The organism is Legionella sp. W05-934-2 (assembly GCF_964199965.1).
In the GTDB taxonomy this organism is placed as follows: domain Bacteria; phylum Pseudomonadota; class Gammaproteobacteria; order Legionellales; family Legionellaceae; genus JAFIFT01.
This window is the reverse complement of sequence record NZ_CAXMZT010000007.1, coordinates 105,917-127,815: the sequence shown is the minus strand read 5'-3', so window position 1 is coordinate 127,815 and position 21,899 is coordinate 105,917. Positions and strand designations below refer to the sequence as shown.

Genomic DNA, 21,899 nt, shown 5'->3' with positions numbered 1-21,899 from the left:
ACACCACTTTCCTGCTGTGAATGTTAATGAGACATCCTGTCCACACTAACCTGCTACTTCTTTGTTCCGTCTGAAATAGCTTTAACTGGACTTGTTAATGAATCAACTTTCGTTCGATTCAGGTGCCATTATACGAGGTGCTCCGCCAATGTCAACATTTAATTTCAAAAAGAAACTATAAGTTTATTTATAAGATAATTGGTTTCGTTAATTTGGTCTATTCATTAGAAAGTTAGGTGTATATATCAGCCAAGAACTGCCTTGCATCTTTGGGTGTGGTCAATATAGCGCGACTTAAGCTAAGCAAGGCAAGCATGTTTATTAGGCTAATGCCTATGAAGCAAATCACCGCACCAACGATATCAAATTGTTTAATGAGAACGAAGCTTGCGACGGTTTGCGTTGCGAGTAAGCACAGGGTTAGTTTTGCGCCCAAATGGCTACCATTGGCAGAAAACATGACCATTTTTGTGAGCGGTAAACTTATCCCATAAATAACAATCTCAAATAAACTGACATACAGGTAAGGTAAGGCATCGATAAAATCCGATTTGAATAGGTATAAAATAGGTTGAGCAAAAATGCCGACGATAACTATCACCCCTAATGATATCGCAAAGCATACCTTTAAATATCGGCTAAGAATTTTCTTTAATTGGCGGCTTGAATGACTTAAAGCACTGGAAATATCTGGGGCAACAAGAATGCCTAATGGATAAATTGCAAGGTGAGCCACGGTAATGATCGATATCACCGCAGCAAATAACCCAGTATTATGTTCACTCGGTGAAATAAATTCTAAGACTAATAATGGGATAGCAGCAAACACATAACCATTCAAATTTTGGATGGTATACCCTTGGATTTTTCCGCGCCATTTGATGGGTACACCCTCTGGGGGTAATTTCTTTTTGCCATGATTTATCCCACCGAGAAGCGCATAGCAAACAAAACCGGTGATGCCATAACTGCCGACGAAGGCAATGAGTAATAGATGAGGATAATAGACATGGATTGTTGGATGGACTAAGTAATGATTGCCCAGGGAAATGAACAATCCCACCAGCAATAAATACAATACATTTTGCAGCAAGCTCATATTGACTGCTATGCGCATTTGATTAATGGAACGCAGCAAATGAATCAGGATATTGTAACAAGCAATAAATACCGCACCCCAGATGAAAATATAAAAGGGATGGACGAGCACTTCATGATTTAATTTGGGTGATATATCGAAGATAAATATAAAAAAGACACTTAATCCAGTGATGAAGACACTAATGTAAATGGGTATCATGAATCGTTTAATGGATGCTATCAGCGAGACGATCTTTTTGTAGTGTTTTAAGTGATGTAATTTGGGAATGTAATAATCAATAATTGAATCAATACCGAGGGTTAATAAGGTACCGAGAATTAAGAGGCCTTGGGTGGCAACTGAAAAATTACCATATAATACCTCGCCGGTATTGCGGGCAACCATGATATTAATCGCAAAAAGCAGAATCTGATCAATGATGATGATCAATAAATTAAAAGCAAAATCCATTTATGCCTCGTACATCAACGTCCTATTGATTCGTTCATCATGTCACAAAAGAGGTTATTTATTCAACCCTTTGGCTAAGGCCTGTTTTATTTCTATCAAAAATGAGATAGGGTGGAAGTGTTTAGGTGATACTCTGTAAAAGATAAAAAAAACATAAAACTAATACGTGTCCGTGAGCGTGCCCGTGCCCGGTTTTAAAAAATTAAAAGATACACTTTGAGCTCGAAGCAGCCCTCCGAAAAATCAGGAGCGGTGCCGGTTAAAAACCGGGCACGGGCACGGGCACGAATTGGTTCTGTGTTTTGGTCCAGTACAGAGAGAGGGATAGGAACCCCTGCTATACTTTTAAATAATGCATGCCCAAAGTCTGGTTTTGAATAAATTGGGTGGAAAAGAGGGTATATACTCCTTGCAGTAAGCGCTGTGAAAATTACCCGTTAAATGATTTGTAAACCAACAATAGGCTTAGGACCAACATGGACCAAGAACGCGATAGTTGTGGGTTTGGCTTGCTTGTTAATGTGCATGAACCACCGTCAAACCAAATAATCGTACAAGCTTTAGAAGGTCTTGCTCGCTTGACCCATCGGGGTGCTGTTAGCGAGGATGGTTTATCAGGCGATGGGTGCGGTTTGCTACTTGATCTGGATCAAGCCTTTTTTAGTCAGTTGGCAAAGCGCGCCAAGATACCAATTCACCATCGCTGTGTTGTTGGTATGTGTTTTCTAACACCAAACCAAGTAGAGAGCCAACAAAAACGGATTAGCAACCAGTTAAAAAAGCAAGATTTAAATGTTTCCGGATGGCGTTTAGTTCCCATTGATAAAGCCTATCTTGGAGAAACAGCGGCAGCCTCTTTACCCGCGATATATCAATTTTTTATCGATTCTAGCGAAAGCCCATGGTCCGGTATTGAATTAGAAAGGCAGCTGTTTATCGCGCAAAAACAAATTGAATGGCAATTAAAAGAGGCAAAGGATTTTTGCCTATGCTCTTTATCATCAAAATCCATCGTTTATAAAGCCTTGGTATTGCCACCCAATTTAGCCAAATTCTACCCCGATTTACAAAACAAACAGTGGCAATCAAAAGTGGCATTGTTCCACCAGCGTTTTTCCACCAATACACTCAGTCGGTGGCCCTTGGTGCAGCCTTTTTCCACCTTAGCTCATAATGGCGAGATCAACACCATTCGCGGCAATCGGGTTTATGGTCATCAAATTAGCCCGCAATTAATCGAAACCTATTACCCGGAGCTGGCGAATTTACCCTCATTGCTTTCTGATAATGTTTCCGATTCGTTGAACCTGGATCAATTTGTTCAAGCTTATCGGCATTTTGGGATGCTAACAGCTGAAATTCTTCGATTACTTTTACCACCGGCCTGGGAAAATGATTCAACCCTGGAAAAGCCAATCCGAGATTATTATCAATTTCACTTTCCACTGCTACCATCTTGGGAAGGTCCGGCCGGGCTGGTCTTTTTTGATGGACGCTTCGCGGGGTGCATCCTCGATCGCAATGGGTTTCGACCAACGCGCTATCAACGAAGTAAGCAAGGGTTAGTGGTGGTTGGATCCGAAGTTGGGTTGGTTGACATCCCGGATGGGGATTTAGTCAAACAATCCCGCATTCCTCCGGGGGCAATGCTCATGGTTGATATCAAAAACAATTGTTTAATTACCGAAGGTGACACACCGAGGCAGTTTTATCAGCGCCATCCCTTCAGTGATTGGGTATCGTCGCTACAAAAAATGCTTCCCTATGAAGAAGATAACCATGCCCCGCCCAATCACCGACCGGTGTTAGATGACGTCAAGAAATATTTTGATGTCTCTTATGAAGAAATTGAGCAATCGTTGCGGTTTATGGCGCAGAATGGCGTTGAGCCGACTGCCTCCATGGGGGATGATACCCCGATGGCCGTTTTATCGCACACGCCGCGACAGTTCTTTGATTTTATGCGTCAGCAATTTGCGCAAGTAACCAATCCACCACTCGATTCCTTACGTGAAAAAACGGTGATGTCGTTAACGATAAGCTTAGGGTATCGTGCATTCCTTGCTAAGCGAAATGCTCAACATGCAAAACAAGTTATTTTACCTAGTCCGTTACTTTCCAATATTCAATTTAAGACGTTGTGCCAGACTGAAAATGCGTTTTATAGGCCTCATGCTTTATCCCTTCATTATGAAAATCAATCGACAAATCTTTTGGACGAGTTGGAAAAATTGGCGAACAAGGTTTTGCATCAGTTGAAGGATAAACACCTGATGTTAGTTTTGTATGATGAGGAGAGGCAGTCGGATAAACCGAGCATTCATCCTGCCCTTGCAGCCGGATATCTTCATCAAACGCTGGTAAGACACAATAAGCGGGAACAAGTGTCGATTTTGGTTTCCTCGGGCTGGGTTCGCGATGCACATCATTTGGCCATGTTGGTTGCGACGGGTGCCGAAGGGGTTCACCCTTGGTTAGCCTATCGTTTAATCGATAAAGTCACCGATGATCCCTTTCTGGCACGGAAAAATTATCGACAAGCTTTGAATAAAGGCTTACTAAAAATTGCGTCAAAAATGGGGGTTTGTACGATCAATAGCTATCACGGTAGTTTATTGTTTCAAGTGATTGGTTTAACCTCGGATGTGGTCAAGGCTTGTTTTGGTGATTGTCCCTTTGCAGTTGAGCGGCTGGATTGGCTTGCCTTGACTGAGTACCAAAATCAATTTTTTATCAACAGTCATGACAGGTTGGTACCCACACGCCACGGAGGTCTATATAAATATGTGCATGGGGGAGAGTACCATGACTACCACCCGGATGTGGTGATGACACTCATTGAAGCGTGCAAGTCTGCAGATAAGCAAAAATACCGCGAGTATGCTAATTGGGTTAACCAAAGAAAGCCTGTCATGCTGCGAGATTTTTATCGGATTGAGTCCGATAAATCACCCATTCCCATAACGGAAGTCGAAAGCGTAAAGACCATTACATCCCGGTTTGAATCCGCGGCAATGTCATTAGGGGCATTATCGCCTGAAGCACATGAATCGCTGGCAGAGGCAATGAATGCGCTGGGAGGACGTTCAAATTCCGGTGAGGGGGGGGAGGCGAGTTATCGTCATAATACCCAAAAAAGATCGAAAATAAAACAGGTTGCTTCTGGACGTTTTGGCGTGACGGCTGAATATCTGATGCAAGCAGACGTCATACAAATTAAGATTTCTCAGGGAGCCAAACCAGGGGAAGGCGGACAGTTGCCTGGAAACAAAGTCAATAAAACCATTGCCCAATTGCGTTACTGTTCACCGGGGGTTACCCTAATTTCTCCGCCGCCACATCATGATATTTATTCCATTGAAGATTTGGCTCAGTTGATTTTTGACTTAAAACAAATCAATCCAAAGGCCTATGTTTCTGTCAAGCTTGTCTCTGAGCCAGGGATAGGAACTATTGCGGCAGGTGTCGTTAAAGCGTATGCCGATTGTATTACGTTGTCTGGGTATGATGGCGGGACAGGGGCATCTCCTTTAAGCGCTATTCGTAACACAGGCTGCCCTTGGGAGCTGGGGTTAGCCGAAACACAACGAATTCTGTTGGAAAATCAGTTGCGACACCGGGTTTGTTTGCAAATTGATGGTGGATTAAAAACTGGATTGGATGTGGTTAAAGCGGCTTTGTTGGGTGCTGAGACATTTGGTTTTGGTACCGCACCGATGGTGGCTTTAGGTTGTAAATATCTACGAATTTGTCATTTAAATAACTGCGCAACCGGTGTTGCCACCCAACAAGCGGTGTTGCGGCGTGAACATTATCAGGGAAATCCTGAACGAGCCATGTTCTTTTTTCGTTCTGTTGCTGCTGAAGTTCGAGAAATTTTAAGCTACATGGGTTATCCATCGTTGCGTTCTGTCATAGGACGCCATGATTTGCTTAAAGAACTCGAGAATTGTCCATGGGCTTTGCCGCCGTTACATCCGAGTCAAAAGGATGAAAAACAGCGTGTGCATTATTATAGTCAGCCTCGCAATCCCTCGTTTGATAAAGCGCCACTTGCAAAAGCATTGATTGGTGATACCGAAAAAGCCTTTGCAGCGAATAAGATAATGAAAGGGCGTTATCCTATCAGCAACCATGATCGAAGTATTGGTGCAAATATTGCTGGATTCATCAAAAAAGACCCCCATTTGCCTATCGCCAAGGATGTTTTGGTGCAACTGGATTTCACGGGTACAGCAGGACAAAGTTTTGCCGTTTGGACTGTCGATGGCATGCAATTAACCTTAACCGGTGCGGCTAATGATTATTTGGCCAAAGGCATGAACGGTGGCTGTGTGGTGTTAAAAAGACCCATGATGAGTCAAATCGATAGCCAAAACTATGTGATTGCCGGTAATACCTGTTTATATGGCGCAACGGGCGGAGCATGTTTTATCGATGGACGGGTTGGTGAGCGCTTTGCGGTACGGAATTCGGGAGCTCATGCGGTTGTAGCGGCAGTGGGGTATCATGGGTGCGAATACATGACAGGTGGTCAGGTAACCATTTTAAGTTCGCCGGGTAACAATTTTGCGGCGGGAATGACCGGGGGAATTGCCTTTATTTGGGATAACGAACAAAATTTGTCGACGCAAATCAATTCCGAAACGGTTGAATTTGCCAAGCTATTGAGCGTCACTGATGATTATTATGCGCAATTACTCATGCATGACTTGGAACAATTCATTCACCATACAAATAGCGATCTCGGTATTCAGGCGTTACGCCATTTAGCCACGGGTGGTCGCGATTTTTATGTTGTCTACCCGAAAGGCATGAATTTGCCAGTCTCTCATCCTAAGCAGGTGACCTCATGAAAGAAGTGCATATCCCCTTATTTCAATTTATTGAACAAGTGAGGCAACCGCCGGAAGTTCAAAGTGTTGAGCAACGGATTCGACACTTTGCCAGTATCTATAGCCATTACACGGAAGACCAAGCAAGCGCCCAAAGCACGCGTTGTATTGATTGTGGTAATCCTTATTGCCAATGGAAATGCCCTGTCCATAACCGTATCCCCCAATGGTTGCGCTTGGTCGCAGAAGGGAGAATCATGGAAGCGGCGGATTTAGCGCATCAAACCAATAGCTTGCCAGAAATGTGTGGCCAACTTTGCCCTCAGTCGCAACTGTGTGAAGGGGCTTGCACGTTAAATGACGGGTTAGGAGCGGTGACGATAGGTGCTATCGAAAATTATTTAGCCGATACGGCATTGCGGCAAGGTTGGCGGCCGGATTTATCCGGTGTCAAAGCGCAACCCTATCGGGTTGCCATTGTCGGTGCAGGTCCTGCAGGTCTTGCTTGTGCAGACCGGTTGGCTCGGTTAGGAATTGCCACGGATGTGTTTGATAAACATCCGCAAATTGGTGGTTTGTTAACCTTCGGCATCCCGCAGTTTAAATTAGAAAAGCGTGTTGTCATTCGGCGCAGGCATATCCTCGAGGGGATGGGGATACAATTCCACACGGGTGTTGAAATTGGGCGTGATCGGTCCATTGATTCATTACTTGGTGAATACGATGCAGTGTTTCTGGGCTTAGGTGCGGATGCAGGCATCCAAGCGAATGTGGCCGGTGAGAACATGGAAGGTGTTTATTCAGCCTTGCCTTTCTTAATCACTAATATCAAGCCCTTGCTGGGTTATGAAGCAGAAACCATGGATTTTAAGGGAAAAGTTGTCCTAGTCCTAGGTGCGGGCGATACGGCCATGGATTGCAGCCGAACCAGTATCCGCTTAGGCGCTAAAGAAGTTCATTGTCTTTATAGGCGGCGTGAAGACGATTTGCATATTAGCGATAAAGATTACAAACATGCCCGCGAGGAAGGGGTTCAGTTTCATTGGCTACGCCAGGTTACTGCGTTTCATGGGAAAGAAAGGTTGAGTTCAGTGGAAGTGACACATACCCGATTTAATGATGAGGGCAAGTTACAACTGACCAATAAGAAAGAGCACCTATCTGCCGATGTGGTGATTATTGCCTATGGTTTTAATGCGGCCAAATTCGATTGGTTTGACCCATTAGGGTTGCAGACCAAGCCAAATGGACTAATTCAATTAGACGAATCACCTTATCCGCTTCAAACCCATCATCCCAAAATCTTTGCTGGCGGGGATTTGGTATTAGGCGCAAACCTCGTTGTTAACGCGATTGCCCAAGGTCAAATGGCAGCGCAATCGATTGCACGGTATCTCACTGAAGAAAAATCGTAGCAGGTTGGGTTTTGGTCTAACGACATTTAAATGAGATAAAAAGCACGGTCGGTGTGAGCGTCAGGGAAGTAAGAGTTTAGAGAGAAAATAGGGGACCTTAAAGCCCCCTGCTTAAGATTTTTAACGGAATATTGGATCGTTATAGAAACCAGGGTTGGTATAGATATTAAGTCCAGTTGGGTGATGACCATAGCCTGGTGGTCCAAAAGCGGAACCTTGATAACCTGGTCCACCGCCCATACCCATACCCATACCATTGCACCCACTTAATCCAACCATCATAGTTATCAGAAAGAATGCTGTTAACTTTAATTTCATATCGACTCCTTGTAAAACAATCAGTATAAATTATAAACTATTTTTCTGGGGTTTGCTGAAAATTGCTTCTATGAAATGATGGCGTTTGGGAGAATTGGGGAAGAGGATCCTCCGCACGAAGCGGAGGAGGAAGAAGATATTTGGAATGATTTATGTAGATGCAGAATTTTAGTTAAACACATTAGTTATAACATCATCAAAAACTCTTCCAGCTTTTTCAAGACCCTTATCAAATTGACCTTTAGCTGAATTCTCATTATAGAATCGGACTGTGTCTTGAGGCTTCCAACCTTGCATTAAGGTGATAATGGGTCGAGTCACTAAGCTTAGCACCGATTTAATCAAGCTAACGACCGACACAACTAAAGCTAACCCTGACGCTGCCAAGTAATTTATTGCTTTGTTACCATGATCTTTCTTGTCATCCTTAACCAATCCTGATTGAATGGCTAGCGATTGAGCACCTTCATAAATGCCAAGGCCGAAAGCAGCCAAGCTCGCCAGTGCACCAACGATTGGTACAACGGTTGCACCAACCACTTCGTCCAGATAGTCATGGCCGTCTCGTAACGCATCCAAGATAAGAAGATGTTTCGGATCCAGTAATAATGCAGAGCCAGTAAACATGACATCGCTGAGATCATTGCCATTTTCGACATTTTGTTTGAGGGTATCTAAAAATTTAAATTTAAGCGATTCAAGATGGTCGCTGTAATTTTCAAAGAAATTCTTTTTTAAATCCGGTTTTTTTTGTTGATTTGTCATTTTAAAATTTTTCAACTTTTGAAAAAAATTGTTCTGTGCCGGCATATTGGTAACTCCTGGTCAAATGCATGGTGAATGATAGGAAAGCTTCATTATATCATAAAATGGTTAAAAATAATACTTAGATTGTTAATAAAGTACAAATTTCAGGGTGTTAGACAGCAAGGGAATGAGAGAGTCAGGGGTATACCCTGACTTTTTATTCTAAGACAGGGTCTTCGGCGTCAGCATTTTCAGCAGAGAGAGGTTTTTCTGCCAGTAATTGGTTTAATTTCGGGGTGATAATCAGCAGTAAAATCGATACGATTAAGGTAATTAAACCAAGCATGCTAAAGACGTAGCTATAATTGGTATTGGTAATGATTGGATCTGAACTGGCTTGGCCTACGGTCATCCACCAAGAGCTATAACCGGCAAGCGTTGAACCTACCCCAGATGTCATCATCCATACGCCCATCATGACGCCTTGCATCGAAGGCGGTATTAAAGCGCCAACCATGGCATAACCCACAGGAGAAATAAATAACTCGCCGATGCTTTGAAAGAGAAAGCTTGCCACGATCCAAGAAGGGCTGACAAATCCAAGCGAGCTGGCAAAGCGGATGCCAACGGGGAGGATGAGAAAACCGGCGGAGATAAGAAATAACGCCAGAAAAAATTGCTGTGTCAGCAAGATTTGTTTGCCATTTTTTCGCGCTCTGTTAATGGCCATGGAAAGCAAGGGACCACCCAGGATAATGGCTATCGTATTCACATTTTGAAACCATTGAGGGGGGATGATGCTGTTGCCAAATGCGCGGTCAACGTTATGATCAATAAAGTGGGTCAATCCCATGGGGGCCGTACCATATAGCGTAAAAAAGACCATGCCCATTAGCGTAAGCACTAAGAAAGCGAGAATTTTGTCTCGAATTTGCTTATCCTCTTGCTGATAAGCAACATAGGTTAAAATCACAAACATGAGTACCGCGGCCACCAAAACAAATACGCTGGCGAACACGACTTGGTATAATAAGTGCCTTAACACAATGGGCATGGCTAGGATAAATAAGACAACCCCAACACCATGGCGAATCTGTGTAGGACGATCCTTTTCCGCCCAAATCGTCCCTTTATCCTGAAATTTTGACCAGTGAAACACACAAATAATCACGGCGAAGACATTACCAAGGCTGCTCAAGAGGAACAGGTCGCCATAGGATTGACTAATCTCAAAGAAACCGCTCATGGTAAAGCCGATGAGAAAACCAAAATTCATCCCAGCATAATTCCAGAAAAACGCCGATTCGCGGCGTGTGTCATCGGCATCAAATAATTGGGTAAGCATGCAGTTTAAACAGGTGACATTGAGCCCTGAGCCGGTTAAAAAAACCGCCAAACCATAATACATGAACGTTTCATTGGTGTTGGAAAGCAATAAACAACCGATTAATTGCGCAGCCATGCCTAAGCAAAACAGTAGTCGATTTGAAATAAAACGGCCTGCAAAGATACCGCCTAGTAAGTGGAGCCCGTAGTTATAGGCAACAAACACACCCATGATGAGACTTGAGAGACTTTTATCGAAGCCTAATTTGTTTGTCATATACAAAACCAGGCTTGAATATAAGACACTAAAGCCAAGGGTACAAACTATTTGAATGAAAAAGAGTGGTACAACACCAGCCGGCATAGTCGAAGCAGGGTTTGCTGATAATTTGGTCGGCATGTACAGCTCCTTTGCCAATTAACATCTTTTCAATATGCCATTGTTTTCCGTCGATGTAAAACAGTAATTTTCAGAAGCGGTCATTTTGAGATTAAAATTAGAATTAAATCCTACATAGTACTTAGAAGGTAAATCCAATCACATTGTTTAAATTAAATAGGTCCTTCAGATAGTCATGTATGTTTCATCTTAGCTTGGCGTTGTTCTATTTTGAAGGTTTGCCTCAGCATATAAAATGTCATCAGTTAAATTGCCATGAATGTTAAACGACCGCATTTTATCTAACAGATGAAAATTAGAGTATAGAAATTGAACAAGTGCGCCAGCCACAACTTCATCTTGTGGGAATTCGATGGTTTTTTGATACATTATATTAAGCGCATTGTGAATAATAGCAATTTGTGACTCGATATCCTGCACTTCTTCTAGCGATGTCGCACGCTCTAACTCTTCTCTAAATTGAGAGACTTGCGTATCGATGGAAATGGCAGTGGGGATGATGCTCTTTATGTTATGAATGCAATCGACTAAGGCTTTAAACTGCTGTTCATTAAGACCGTGCTTTAAGCCTTCCAAGGTCAGCTTTTCTTTATTTTCAAGGGTTTCTTTAAGGAACGTTGATACGTAATCAATCCCATCGAGAATGGCTGATAATTCGGGATCATCTTCGAGCTGTTTATGAAGCGCTTTCATGGTTAGTTTGTCTGGGAAGTTTTGTCCTTGAGGAAATAGCTTAACGGCGAGGGATTCTCCATATTTGATAAGTGCATCATTGATACTATAAAATGCTTGGGGAGAATTTGAACTGTTCAATTTATCTTTAAACGATTGAATTTCTTTGGCAACCTCTGGCCCCATCGAACGATGCTTTTCTAAACATTTCAAAGTTTGCTTCATTATTTCGGATTGATTATTGTTTAGCTTACTCTTAAAGAGGGGCATAAGATAACCTCATAATTGGCGATATATCTATTTATAGTCAATGATTAGAGCAAAATCAACCAACATGCCTAAAGTATTAATTAAGATACCCCAATCCAGTCATAAAGGACCGAGATGATCAATATATAGTCGAGGTGGCTTTATATTTACAATTCAAGTATAATAAAGCTAATAGAATGTCCTATACTTTCGCTAAACTGGAGAACATACCATTGGATGATGAAAAACGGGAAGTGTTGTTAATTGACTTTACTGATTCAAATTCTTTTAGCTCCCAAATTGAAGGTGTTACACCAGAACAGTTATACGCAGCCACTTCGTTCAAGTTAACGTATTGGCAACAGATTCAATTATCGGAACAAATTTCAAATTACATCGAGACTGCCTCAGCAGATGCGCTTGCCAAATCAAATATTATTTTTTGGATAACTTGTCTACTCAAACTGGCGATTGAAAACCAAAAATTAGACTTGGTTAACAATGCACATAGTTTTTTTAAGAAAGTCTATGTGAAGAATCCGGCTGTTCTAATCCATTCAATGCAACAGGTTCAAACACATGGTCCATATAAAGGATGGACAGTTGGACATACATGGGTGCACCAGTTTATCTCAATCGTTTCAAATTCTGATGTCAATTCATTTGTTTTGCTTGCTGATATTGTTGACATACTCATGACAGGATCAAAGACAGCCTTTTTTAAGGCAATTACCACCCTCGGGCAAGGGGAGGTTTACATGGCAGGAAAGTCTGGTATCTCGAGTATTGTCTTTGCATTAACAGATTCCGCTAAGAATCCCTATAATCAGGTGATGACATCAAAGCTAGCATACTTATTGAAGGACATTTGCCAACAATCTCCTCAGGCTGTGGATCTCATAACGAATACGAAATATATGTCGGGAGTAAGCTTACTTATTGATCTTTGTGCTCTTTTAAATTCGTCTGTTATTAACAATGAAGGTCTTACAGAAGTCGTTTGCGAGATAATCAAAACGCTAATATCGGTGCCTTCTACTCAGATTGGCGATAAAATACACAATCATTTCCTCAAACCTATCGCAAAAGGGCGCTATGCTGAGTTAAGTAATTTTTTACTAATATTGCAAGGACTTCAGCGGGCAGCTAACCAGCCTAATGGTGAGGGTGAAAGACAATTTAACCATCTGCTAGAACTAACGATGTTCATCTATGAAAATACACCGACTAGTCATAAAAAATCATTACTTACAGAAATCTGCGTACTCAAATCGAAAAGCCAAGAAAACGGAATACAGAGTTTGCTCAGCATTTTGTTTTCGGCGATAACCAATCATTATGATGCCGAAAAATGTGCACGATTTATCAATAATTTTATTCATTTTTCTGAGGTTGAGAATTTTCTGACAGGCAAACAGGCGGAAATTTTGTCCCCGGAGCAATATCGATTTTTGCTGAATTACTTAAGTAAATTTGATCCAACCAAATTCCCATCACTTCGGCAATATATTGAAAAACAATATAACTCGTCTGACCAATTCCCCGAGAATTCACAGGGAAAGTCACCGATTGAATCTTCTTTAAGCTCAAATACATTTTTTCAAAGTACTACACTCGATACGAGTAATGATGTGCTTGAAACAGATGAAATACAAAAGCCGCCCAACCAATAAACCCAAGCCATATAAAGCAAGAGCGAATTCATCTGCTTGAAAACAGATCATAATGGTCTATATTTATTTTATAGGTCATAAAACGAATTGGATTAACAATGGCTACTCGTGCTTCCGATCTGTTAAACACCAACTATACAAAGCCTTATAGTCGATATCTCAAGAAAAAGTTTAATCTTCCCATCGACAAATCGGAAGTAACACCGGCGGCAAATCATCTTCAACAGCTTCATAATGCAGGTAATAAAGATGGATATCGTGAAGCTAAGCGGCATTATGAGCGGGAAGAAAAGAAAAGATTTCGCTTAACCGATAATGTCGTTACCGAAACAACGGGGGTTGAAGAATATACACAAGTCCCCGTGATGGTCCAAGTAAAAGGATATAGTATTACCTGGTATTTTGTATTGCATCCCAAGTATAAAGATCGCTACCCTCAGGAATTTAGAGATATTTTATACCAGTCTGCAGCACAAGCCCATCAACATGTAACACGAGGCTGTGATTTATATTATCGAGGTAGCAATGCATACCATGTCAAATCGATGCATACCAATGAAAGTGAAGCAGCCTGGAATCATAACCATTATCGAATGGCTGATAATAGCCCTGTAACGGATTTCGACTTTACTCAGCACATGATGGGGTTTTCCGGAACGGAGGCCAATTTACCCAATGCAACGAAAGAAGGCTCCTTTTTTGAACCAGGCGAATTAGAAGAAATTTGTCGAGACTATCAACAATGGTATCGACAATGGACCTATACTGGTCTCGACCGTCCAGTCTCATACGAAGAACAGTACATGACTCGACCTGAAAATCAGTTAAACAAAATTGACGTGATTGAATTTTATTTGTTTGGGCAACAACAAGAGCCTTGCCGGATTAACCCTTCTGAACTCAAGCAAGACTATGAAAAAGCAAGACAACTTATTACGGAAAGATATACTAGTTCAACCCCCGTAGGTGCTGAGCAGGAATTAGAATTAAAACAAGAATTGTTAAACGTGGAGAAAGAATATCTTTCAGTACTGAAGTTCCGAGAAATTGGTGGCAGCAGAGGATTATCTTCTGAGTTAGCGAATGTTCGCCAAATTGAAGGGTCATCATTAAAAAGTGTTCCTTTGATTCCTGAAAAAGATGACGCTTTGGAAGGCGGGGTGCCACAAATTCCAGAATGGGCAGTCCATGCACGAGAAAATATGTTGCATACCTTGGAGCTAATTAAACAATCAGCAGATTTGACCACCAATCCATCGTTGGAAAAGGAAATTAGCGAGTTTGCTGATGCCGTTAGTCAAAAAGAAAAAGCCTCGAAGGTAGAGAGTGATTTAAGTGGGCCTGATAATAGTCCAGCATTAATAGTGACGTCTGTATCTAAAGGAACTATGTTCAGTCATAAAGAGAAGGATACCTTGCCCGGCACGCAATCACATCAATCAGCGGGTCAGTTGACTAAATCCCCAGACGATACATCAACTAAAAAAATCCCTTAGCTTTATTAGCCTCAAAGAACGTTGATACATCGCCTGTTAGCGTTGGATGGTTTTTGGGGTAAAATTCCACAATCGGGGCGCCCTTGTGAATCTTCATTAGGTCCTATTGCGCTTTACCTCTCATATCAATTTGCCAAACATCTATCACCACGTCATTTTGTGTCATATAGAAATGATCATATAAATTAATGGTCGGATCGCAATGAGGGACAATCATTTCCAAAACCGTGCCATTTAAAGGAAGTGGGCCGCCGTTAGTAGCCATTATTTTTCCGTGCTCATCCCCAAAGCCATTCCAATCATAGATAAGCCCTTCATGATTTACGATGATTGGTTTATGGTGATTATCGACATATATGCCTTTTGTGCCAGAATCCACCGTTACATGTTCTTTCCTATTACTACTAATGACTGTTGATAGCAACGTCATTGAATGTGCAAATGTATTAAATTTTTTGCCATGTTCGGATTCAATCTCAAAGTACTCAACGTCCATTACCGTATAGGAGCCGGGTTGAATTTCGGTTATCAATGTATCCTGACAATCGATATCATACGTTCCTGTTCCTGTGCCAGTCAAAATGTCACATTGAAATCCAGCCTCTCTTAATTGTTTTAGAATAAGGCTTGCTTGTTTCATTACCATTAATGAGCGTTGCTTTCTTTCTTGGTATGATTGTATATGTTGGAGATTCCCCGCATAACATTGTATGCCTGAGAGCGCCAAAAAAGGATAATGAGAAAGCTGTTTGGCAAAATCAACGGCCTCGCTATTTTTTATACCTGTTCTACCAATCCCAGAATCCAAGTCAATCAATACCTTGATGGGCTTGTTCAGCTGTTTCCCCAATTCATTCAGATCATTCGCATTGCCAAGATTATCCACCACAACCATCACCTCGGATGACTTTTGTATACAGTAGGATAACCGTTTTAATTTAGTGGGGGTGACAACGGGAGAGGTTATCAGAATTTTATTAATTTCGTGGTTGATAAGAACTTCCGCTTCGGAAACTTTTGTCGCGCAAACACCGATTGCTCCATAGTCTATTTGCAATTGGGCCAATTTTGAACATTTGTGTGTTTTAGTATGAGGCCTAATGGCAATGTTATTTCTCTTGCCAAAATTTTGCATAATCATTAGATTTCTTTTCAAAGAATCGATATCAATGATTAAGCAAGGCGTATCTAACTCATATTTATGTTTACCAATAAAAGTATCAGGAGTCATATTTAATAAATTCTAAAAATGATAAGGATGGCAAATTATAATTAAGTTTCATGTCATTCCCAAGAAAATTCAAAATGATAGTTTAGCTAGAATTTCTCTAACGTAATTTCGCTATGTGTAAATAAGAGGAACATTGCCTATATCTGAAGAAAAAGATGTTGCTGTTTGTCTTCCCGTTGGGTTTGACCTTAAGGATACATTCAAGGCTGTGCAACATGAAGTCACGTCAACCATAAATTACCCTCCTTTAGTGAAAGAAGGATGACGATGTAGAAAAAGGAGGAAATCGTGAAATACAACCAGTCTCTTTTTGATAAAAATTGTTCTCAGCTCTTACAAATAACCTGCATTTTATGCTATAATTCAGCATCAAAAATCAGCATGGTAACCTGGAATTATGGAAAACGAATTAACCGTTCTTGATTTTAGCAACAAATCACTGACAGAAGTCAAAGCGTTGCTAATGGAGAACCGTATCACCTTAGCACCTGAAGAAGCGTTGCATATCCAAAATGTCATATTAAAGCGCCCACCAACCCTTGCAGAATGCCATTTGTGGAATATACAAGGCTCTGAACATTGCTCCTATAAAAGCAGCCGAATCCATTTAAAGCAATTACCAACTGATGCCCCAAATGTTATTTTAGGCCCTAAAGAAGATGCAGGTATTGTCTCGGTTGCAGAAGATAATAATGGCCATCGTTACGGAATCGTCATGAGCCATGAGTCCCATAATCACCCCTCACAAATCGTTCCTTTTGAGGGCGCTGCGACAGGAGTTGGTGGTAATATTCGTGATGTTTGTTGCATGGGGGCGGAAGTCATTGCTTTGGCCGATGGTTTGCGCTTTGGAAGCCTCGACAATCAAACCACCCATTGGATCAGCGAAGGGGTGGTTGATGGCATCAGTAGTTATGGCAATGCCACGGGGATTGCTAATATCGCCGGCGATGTTTATTTTAACGCAGCTTATAATGACAACTGTCTTGTAACAGTTGTGACTCTTGGCATTGTGCGAGATGACCAAATCATTCATTCCTACGTTCCAGAAAATGGCGAAGATTATGTTTATATCTTAGTTGGAAAAGCCACGGACAACAGCGGCTTTGGGGGGGCAAGCTTTGCTTCTGCCAATTTTGACAACCAAAATAAAGCAGCCAATAAAGGGGCTGTTCAGGAACCCAATGCTTTTTTAAAGCGTCATCTTTTGAAAGCCAACTATGCCTTATTTGAACAACTGAAAAATGAACAACTCACTCAACGAGTCGGATTTAAAGATTTGGGCGCAGGTGGCGTTGCCTGTGCAACGGTTGAAATGGCCGAAGCGGGTGGCTATGGTGCGGATGTCATGGTTGAGCAAATTCCCGTTAGCATGACCGACTTGCCTGCGCATGTGGTCCTCTGCTCTGAGACACAAGAACGCTTTATGTGGGCAGTTCCCCCCAATATGGTTGAGCGGATTCTCAAGCATTACAACGAGGACTTCGCACTTCCCGAAATCTCCAAAGGCGCTTGCGCCGCAGTCGTTGGTAAAATTCGCAAAGATATGCAATACGTTGTGACCTATCATGGCCAAACGATCATTGATGCAAAAGCGGCCGATATTACCAAAGGGATTGTTTATGACCGTCCAATGAGCCAACCTACTGAAACCTTGGGCGAACCCGCTTTACCCACCTTGAATTTGGATGAGACGTTACTGACCCTCCTAGCTCATGAAAACATCGCTTCCAGAGCGCCCATTTATGAAACTTACGACAAACAAGTTCAAGGGCGTACACAAATCGAATCGGGTATGGCGGATGCCGGGGTGATGATGCCATTTAACGAAGATAAATACCCGGAAGAAATTCGTCATACGGGGATTGCTTTATCATTGGATCATAACCCAAGATATAACCAGATTGACCCCTACTGGGGGGCAGTCAATGCGGTGGTTGAATCAGCGAGAAATATTGTGGCGACGGGTGCTACGCCAGCAGCTATTTCAGATTGCTTGTGTTTCGGGAACCCTGAAAATCCAGAACGCATGTGGACATTTGCTCAGTCAATCAAAGGGATTACGGATGCCTGCCAGGCCATCGGTCTTAAAGATTACCCCGGCGCACCATTACCGGTTATCTCTGGCAATGTATCACTCTATAATGAAAGTGAGCGAGGCAGTATTCCGCCAAGTCCAATGATTGGTTGCTTGGGACGATTAGCGGATGGCCGCAAAGCAGTTGCTTCCAGTTTTAGACAAATCGGTAGCCATTTGTTGATGGTAGGCGCACGTAAAGCAGAACTGGGTGGCAGTGTGCTATATGAATTATACCATGCACTTGGGGCAAGCGTACCTAAGCCTGACTTATCTCAAATTGCAAACGAACTCAATGCCGTCACCGATGCCATTGACAATCAATGGGTTCTTTCAGCCCATGATATCGGTGAAGGTGGGATTGCTGTGGCCATAGCGGAAATGAGTTTTGCACACCAAATCGGGGTTGATGTGACGATAACATCGGATTTACCCGATTGGTTAGCCTTGTTCGGTGAGAGTGGCGGATTTGTGTTAGAAATCGAAGAAGCCCATCTGAAAGCGGTCGTGGATTTATTTTCACAGCGAAACGTTCCTTGTTGGTTAATTGGTCAAACCAACAATCGTGGGGTATTATCGATGCAAAAGCAATTAAACGTGCCGGTAGCATTAGCTAAACAACATTGGGAAAATGGTTTACGGGAGAAATGGGTGTGACAATCGTCGATTATAAAGCAGCCGGTGTTGATATTGCCGCTGGCAATGAAGCTGTAAAGCGTATTAAGCCGCTAGTTGAAAAAACTTTTACCCCGCCGGTAAAAACGCAAGTAGGGGCATTTGGTTCTTGTTTTGACTTGAAAAGTTTGCTCAATGAGTATGACCATCCATTATTGGTACAAAGTATTGATGGGGTTGGGACTAAAATCAAAGTCGCGAAAATGATGAACCAATTTGATACGATTGGCATTGATCTCGTGAGTGCCACCGCCAATGATATTTTAGTCATGGGTGCAAAACCTCTTACCTTATTAGACTATATTGCCTCAGATAAGTTAAAGCCAGAAATCATCGAACAGATTTTGGTTGGCATGAGCAAAGCGTGTTGCGAACAGCAAATCGCCTTAGTCGGCGGTGAAACGGCCGAAATGCCAGATACTTACTTAGATGGTGAGCACGATCTCGTTGGTATTGTCACCGGTGTGGTTGAGCAAGATAAAATGATCACCGGCCAATCAATTAAATCAGGGGATTTGGTATTTGGTGTGCAATCAAGTGGGTTACATACCAATGGTTATTCGCTTGCGCGAAAATTATTTTTTGATGTAGCTGGCCTTGATGTGGACAGTTACCATCCGGAGTTACAAAAAACGGTGGGCGAAGCATTGCTTGAGCCTCATATTAATTATGCCCATCCGATATTACATAGCTTAAAAGAAGGCGTTGATATTAAAGGGATGGCACATATTACGGGTGGTGGTTTTATCGACAATATCCCTCGCATACTACCCGCCAATTGCGCCGTGGAAATTAAAGCAGCGAGTTGGGAACCCTTGCCTATATTTTCCGTCATGCAACAATTGGGACGTTTAGACAATTTCGAAATGTATCGAACATTCAATATGGGAATCGGCTTGGTTGTGGTTGTGGACCCAGCGAGTGCGGATGCGCTAACAGAGGCATTTAAGTTATTCCCAAGTTTTCAATTATCGTGCATTGGATTTGTCTATGAGCAAAATGAATCATCAGTGAGGATTGTCTAATGCGTATTGCCATTGTTCAATTTCCCGGATCAAACTGTGAACGTGAAACCAGTTTGGCTGTTTCTCGTGCAGGGATGACACCGATACCCTGTTTATGGAATATGCCAACTGATGAATTAGCAGCGATGGATGGTTATATCATTGTTGGCGGGTTTTCCTATGAGGATAGAGGCCGCGCAGGCATCATTGCAGCCATGCACCCTGTCATGCAAACGATCAAGCAACAAAGTGAGCTTGGAAAACCGGTATTAGGAATTTGCAACGGTGCTCAGATTTTAGTTGAAACGGGTATGGTCCCTGGTTATCAAAATTACCCATTATCGATTGCTTTAACGGATAATAAACGGGTTGCACAAGGTAATGTTTTAGGAACGGGCTACTATAACGCTTGGGTACACTTAAAACCAGGTGTCGCAAGTAACGCCAATGCGTTTAACCGCATTTTACCAGCGAATGCCATGATGCAAGTGCCAATTGCCCATGGTGAAGGTCGATTTATGATGGATGATGCCATGTTGGCTATTGTAAAGAAACAAGGCTTGATAGCTTGGCAGTACTGCGATGAAGCGGGACAAGTGAACCCCGAATTCCCGATTAACCCGAACGGTTCGGCTGCCAATATTGCCGCGATGGTCAATCATGCCGGTAATGTGATGGCGATGATGCCCCATCCTGAACGAACCAGTGCTGGCGATAGTATATTCCAGTCTATGCGAGATTATATTGCCTCTGGATATCAATCCTGTTCACCTGCCCCTGCTCAAACAATTGTTAAACCCTCGTTACAACTATATCGACCTAACCCCGATGCTCACGATCTCTTTGTCGATTTGATTATTAATGACAATACGGCTTTCACAATTAACCAAACAATCCAATCGGTGAGTGACAAAGTGAGAGTGAAGCGATTGCAACATTGGTCTGTGCACTGTGCATCGAAAACGGTGTTGCATCAGATTCAAGCGAGTGGTGTGTTATACAATGAACAAAAAGAATACTTGGTTGATTATAAACCGAAATCGAGCCACCATACGTTTTTGATAAGGGCGCATGAAGATATATTGGGCCTGCAAAAAAAACAACATTTACAACATCATTTTGCCATTGATGGCATCGAATCCATTGAGCATGGTGTGTTATGGCAAATCGAAGCAGAACCTACCCATTTAGAGAAGGTAACCGATGCGATATTAAATTCGCATATTCTTTATAACCCAATTTCACATGTGTGTTATGCCTATGACTAATCTTAGACCTTGTTTAACCGAAACGAATCTTCCCTGGCCAAATAAGCAAGTTGGCAAAGTAAGAGATACGTACGATTTGGGTGAATTCCTCGCCATTGTTACCACAGACCGACAAAGTGCGTTTGATAGAATACTTTGTTCAGTGCCATATAAAGGCCAAGTTTTGAACCTCTGCAGCGCCTGGTGGTTTCAACAAACCGAGCACATTGTTCCTAATCATGTGGTGGATGTGCCTGATCCCAATATCACGATTGCTAAAAAGTGCCTTGTTTTTCCAATTGAATTTGTGGTACGCGGTTATATGACGGGTTCAACCAGCACCTCAATATGGACCCAGTACCAACAAGGCAATCGTAACTATTGTGGCGTGTCATTACCGGATGGCCTTAAAAAAAATGATAAATTAACGCATCCTATCCTAACACCCACCACGAAAGCAGATAATCACGATCGCCCAATCAGTCCTGAAGCCATTATTTCTGAGGGATGGATGACCCAAGCCCATTGGCAGGCTGCCAGCGAAATCGTGATGAAACTATTTCAATTTGGCAGCGACATCGCACGTCAAAAAGGCTTGATTCTCGTTGATACAAAATATGAATTAGGCGTTGATAGTCAAGGTCAGATAACCCTAGTAGACGAAGTACATACACCGGATTCTAGCCGTTACTGGTTAGCAGAAAGTTACGAACAACGCCATCAGCAAGGCTTAGAGCCAGAGTCATTTGATAAAGAATTTTTGCGGTTATGGTTTATGCAGCATTGTAATCCTTATGAAGATGACGTGCTGCCAAAAGCGCCGGATGATTTGATCGAGACCTTGTCAACTCGATACATTCATTTATTTGAAACCATCACCGGTCAACCGTTTCAGTATCCTTTGCCAACGGACAATATGAATAAGCGAATGGTGGCAAACTTAAATAAGTATATGCATGTCATGGCGCTTTAAAGAGGAAGC

General features: G+C 42.2%; 14 protein-coding genes. 8 read left to right on the top strand and 6 right to left on the bottom strand.

Annotation, left to right across the window (positions count from 1 at the left end; genetic code table 11):
• Positions 1-232: 232 nt before the first annotated feature.
• On the bottom strand, positions 233-1,552 hold the full coding sequence (locus AB3348_RS09655) for a hypothetical protein (protein ID WP_367607398.1): 1,320 nt from the start codon (positions 1,550-1,552) through the stop codon (positions 233-235).
• Positions 1,553-2,028: 476 nt separating this feature from the next.
• On the opposite strand from AB3348_RS09655, the gene gltB reads away from it, so the two are divergent.
• Both gltB and AB3348_RS09645 read left to right on the top strand, forming a co-directional pair.
• On the top strand, positions 2,029-6,408 hold the full coding sequence (gltB, locus tag AB3348_RS09650; RefSeq protein ID WP_367607397.1) for a glutamate synthase large subunit: 4,380 nt from the start codon (positions 2,029-2,031) through the stop codon (positions 6,406-6,408).
• Positions 6,405-7,802: an FAD-dependent oxidoreductase gene (locus tag AB3348_RS09645; RefSeq protein WP_367607396.1), complete on the top strand. Its 1,398-nt coding sequence runs from the start codon at positions 6,405-6,407 to the stop codon at positions 7,800-7,802. The genes gltB and AB3348_RS09645 overlap by 4 nt, the downstream gene beginning before the upstream one ends.
• 120 nt (positions 7,803-7,922) lie before the next feature.
• On the opposite strand, the gene AB3348_RS09640 is transcribed toward AB3348_RS09645, so the two are convergent.
• The 4 genes from AB3348_RS09640 to AB3348_RS09625 form a co-directional block, all read right to left on the bottom strand.
• Entirely contained in the window at positions 7,923-8,120 is a 198-nt protein-coding gene (locus tag AB3348_RS09640) for a hypothetical protein (protein WP_367607395.1), read from the bottom strand.
• Between the two features lie 168 nt (positions 8,121-8,288).
• Positions 8,289-8,885, bottom strand: coding sequence for a hypothetical protein (locus AB3348_RS09635; RefSeq protein ID WP_367607394.1), 597 nt, complete (start codon positions 8,883-8,885; stop codon positions 8,289-8,291).
• A gap of 199 nt (positions 8,886-9,084) precedes the next feature.
• Complete coding sequence (locus AB3348_RS09630) at positions 9,085-10,593, bottom strand: peptide MFS transporter (protein ID WP_367607393.1); 1,509 nt, start codon at positions 10,591-10,593, stop codon at positions 9,085-9,087.
• Positions 10,594-10,782: 189 nt separating this feature from the next.
• Positions 10,783-11,490 carry a hypothetical protein gene (locus AB3348_RS09625; protein WP_367607392.1) on the bottom strand — a complete coding sequence of 236 codons (708 nt, stop codon included), beginning with the start codon at positions 11,488-11,490 and terminating at the stop codon, positions 10,783-10,785.
• A gap of 221 nt (positions 11,491-11,711) precedes the next feature.
• On the opposite strand from AB3348_RS09625, the gene AB3348_RS09620 reads away from it, so the two are divergent.
• On the top strand, positions 11,712-13,187 hold the full coding sequence (locus AB3348_RS09620) for a hypothetical protein (protein ID WP_367607391.1): 1,476 nt from the start codon (positions 11,712-11,714) through the stop codon (positions 13,185-13,187).
• Positions 13,188-13,285: 98 nt separating this feature from the next.
• A complete protein-coding gene (locus AB3348_RS09615; RefSeq protein WP_367607390.1) occupies positions 13,286-14,683 on the top strand; it encodes a hypothetical protein in 1,398 nt (465 codons plus the stop codon).
• 103 nt (positions 14,684-14,786) lie between these two features.
• Here the strand turns inward: AB3348_RS09615 and AB3348_RS09610 are convergent, their stop codons facing one another.
• Positions 14,787-15,914 carry a DSD1 family PLP-dependent enzyme gene (locus AB3348_RS09610; RefSeq protein WP_367607389.1) on the bottom strand — a complete coding sequence of 376 codons (1,128 nt, stop codon included), beginning with the start codon at positions 15,912-15,914 and terminating at the stop codon, positions 14,787-14,789.
• A 397-nt stretch (positions 15,915-16,311) separates the two neighbouring features.
• Between AB3348_RS09610 and purL the strand changes: the two genes are divergently transcribed.
• From purL to AB3348_RS09590, 4 genes are read left to right on the top strand one after another with little or no spacing between them, the layout of a single operon-like run.
• The gene (purL, locus tag AB3348_RS09605) at positions 16,312-18,648 is read left to right on the top strand and encodes a phosphoribosylformylglycinamidine synthase subunit PurL (protein WP_367607388.1); all 2,337 of its coding nucleotides are present in this window, start codon (positions 16,312-16,314) and stop codon (positions 18,646-18,648) included.
• Positions 18,645-19,691 (top strand): phosphoribosylformylglycinamidine cyclo-ligase, encoded by a 1,047-nt coding sequence (purM, locus tag AB3348_RS09600; protein ID WP_367607387.1) that lies wholly within the window; start codon positions 18,645-18,647, stop codon positions 19,689-19,691. Before purL ends, purM begins: the two co-directional genes overlap by 4 nt.
• A complete protein-coding gene (gene purQ, locus AB3348_RS09595) occupies positions 19,691-20,938 on the top strand; it encodes a phosphoribosylformylglycinamidine synthase I (protein WP_367607386.1) in 1,248 nt (415 codons plus the stop codon). The genes purM and purQ overlap by 1 nt, the downstream gene beginning before the upstream one ends.
• Complete coding sequence (locus AB3348_RS09590) at positions 20,931-21,890, top strand: phosphoribosylaminoimidazolesuccinocarboxamide synthase (protein WP_367607385.1); 960 nt, start codon at positions 20,931-20,933, stop codon at positions 21,888-21,890. The genes purQ and AB3348_RS09590 overlap by 8 nt, the downstream gene beginning before the upstream one ends.
• The last annotated feature ends 9 nt before the right edge of the window (positions 21,891-21,899 follow it).

Bases quoted from the DNA above. Each gene is read 5' to 3' on its own strand.
- AB3348_RS09655 (WP_367607398.1), bottom strand. From the start codon at position 1,552: ATGGATTTTGCTTTTAATTTATTGATCATCATCATTGATCAGATTCTG.
- gltB (WP_367607397.1), top strand. From the start codon at position 2,029: ATGGACCAAGAACGCGATAGTTGTGGGTTTGGCTTGCTTGTTAATGTG.
- AB3348_RS09645 (WP_367607396.1), top strand. From the start codon at position 6,405: ATGAAAGAAGTGCATATCCCCTTATTTCAATTTATTGAACAAGTGAGG.
- AB3348_RS09640 (WP_367607395.1), bottom strand. From the start codon at position 8,120: ATGAAATTAAAGTTAACAGCATTCTTTCTGATAACTATGATGGTTGGA.
- AB3348_RS09635 (WP_367607394.1), bottom strand. From the start codon at position 8,885: ATGACAAATCAACAAAAAAAACCGGATTTAAAAAAGAATTTCTTTGAA.
- AB3348_RS09630 (WP_367607393.1), bottom strand. From the start codon at position 10,593: ATGCCGACCAAATTATCAGCAAACCCTGCTTCGACTATGCCGGCTGGT.
- AB3348_RS09625 (WP_367607392.1), bottom strand. From the start codon at position 11,490: ATGAAGCAAACTTTGAAATGTTTAGAAAAGCATCGTTCGATGGGGCCA.
- AB3348_RS09620 (WP_367607391.1), top strand. From the start codon at position 11,712: ATGTCCTATACTTTCGCTAAACTGGAGAACATACCATTGGATGATGAA.
- AB3348_RS09615 (WP_367607390.1), top strand. From the start codon at position 13,286: ATGGCTACTCGTGCTTCCGATCTGTTAAACACCAACTATACAAAGCCT.
- AB3348_RS09610 (WP_367607389.1), bottom strand. From the start codon at position 15,914: ATGACTCCTGATACTTTTATTGGTAAACATAAATATGAGTTAGATACG.
- purL (WP_367607388.1), top strand. From the start codon at position 16,312: ATGGAAAACGAATTAACCGTTCTTGATTTTAGCAACAAATCACTGACA.
- purQ (WP_367607386.1), top strand. From the start codon at position 19,691: ATGCGTATTGCCATTGTTCAATTTCCCGGATCAAACTGTGAACGTGAA.
- AB3348_RS09590 (WP_367607385.1), top strand. From the start codon at position 20,931: ATGACTAATCTTAGACCTTGTTTAACCGAAACGAATCTTCCCTGGCCA.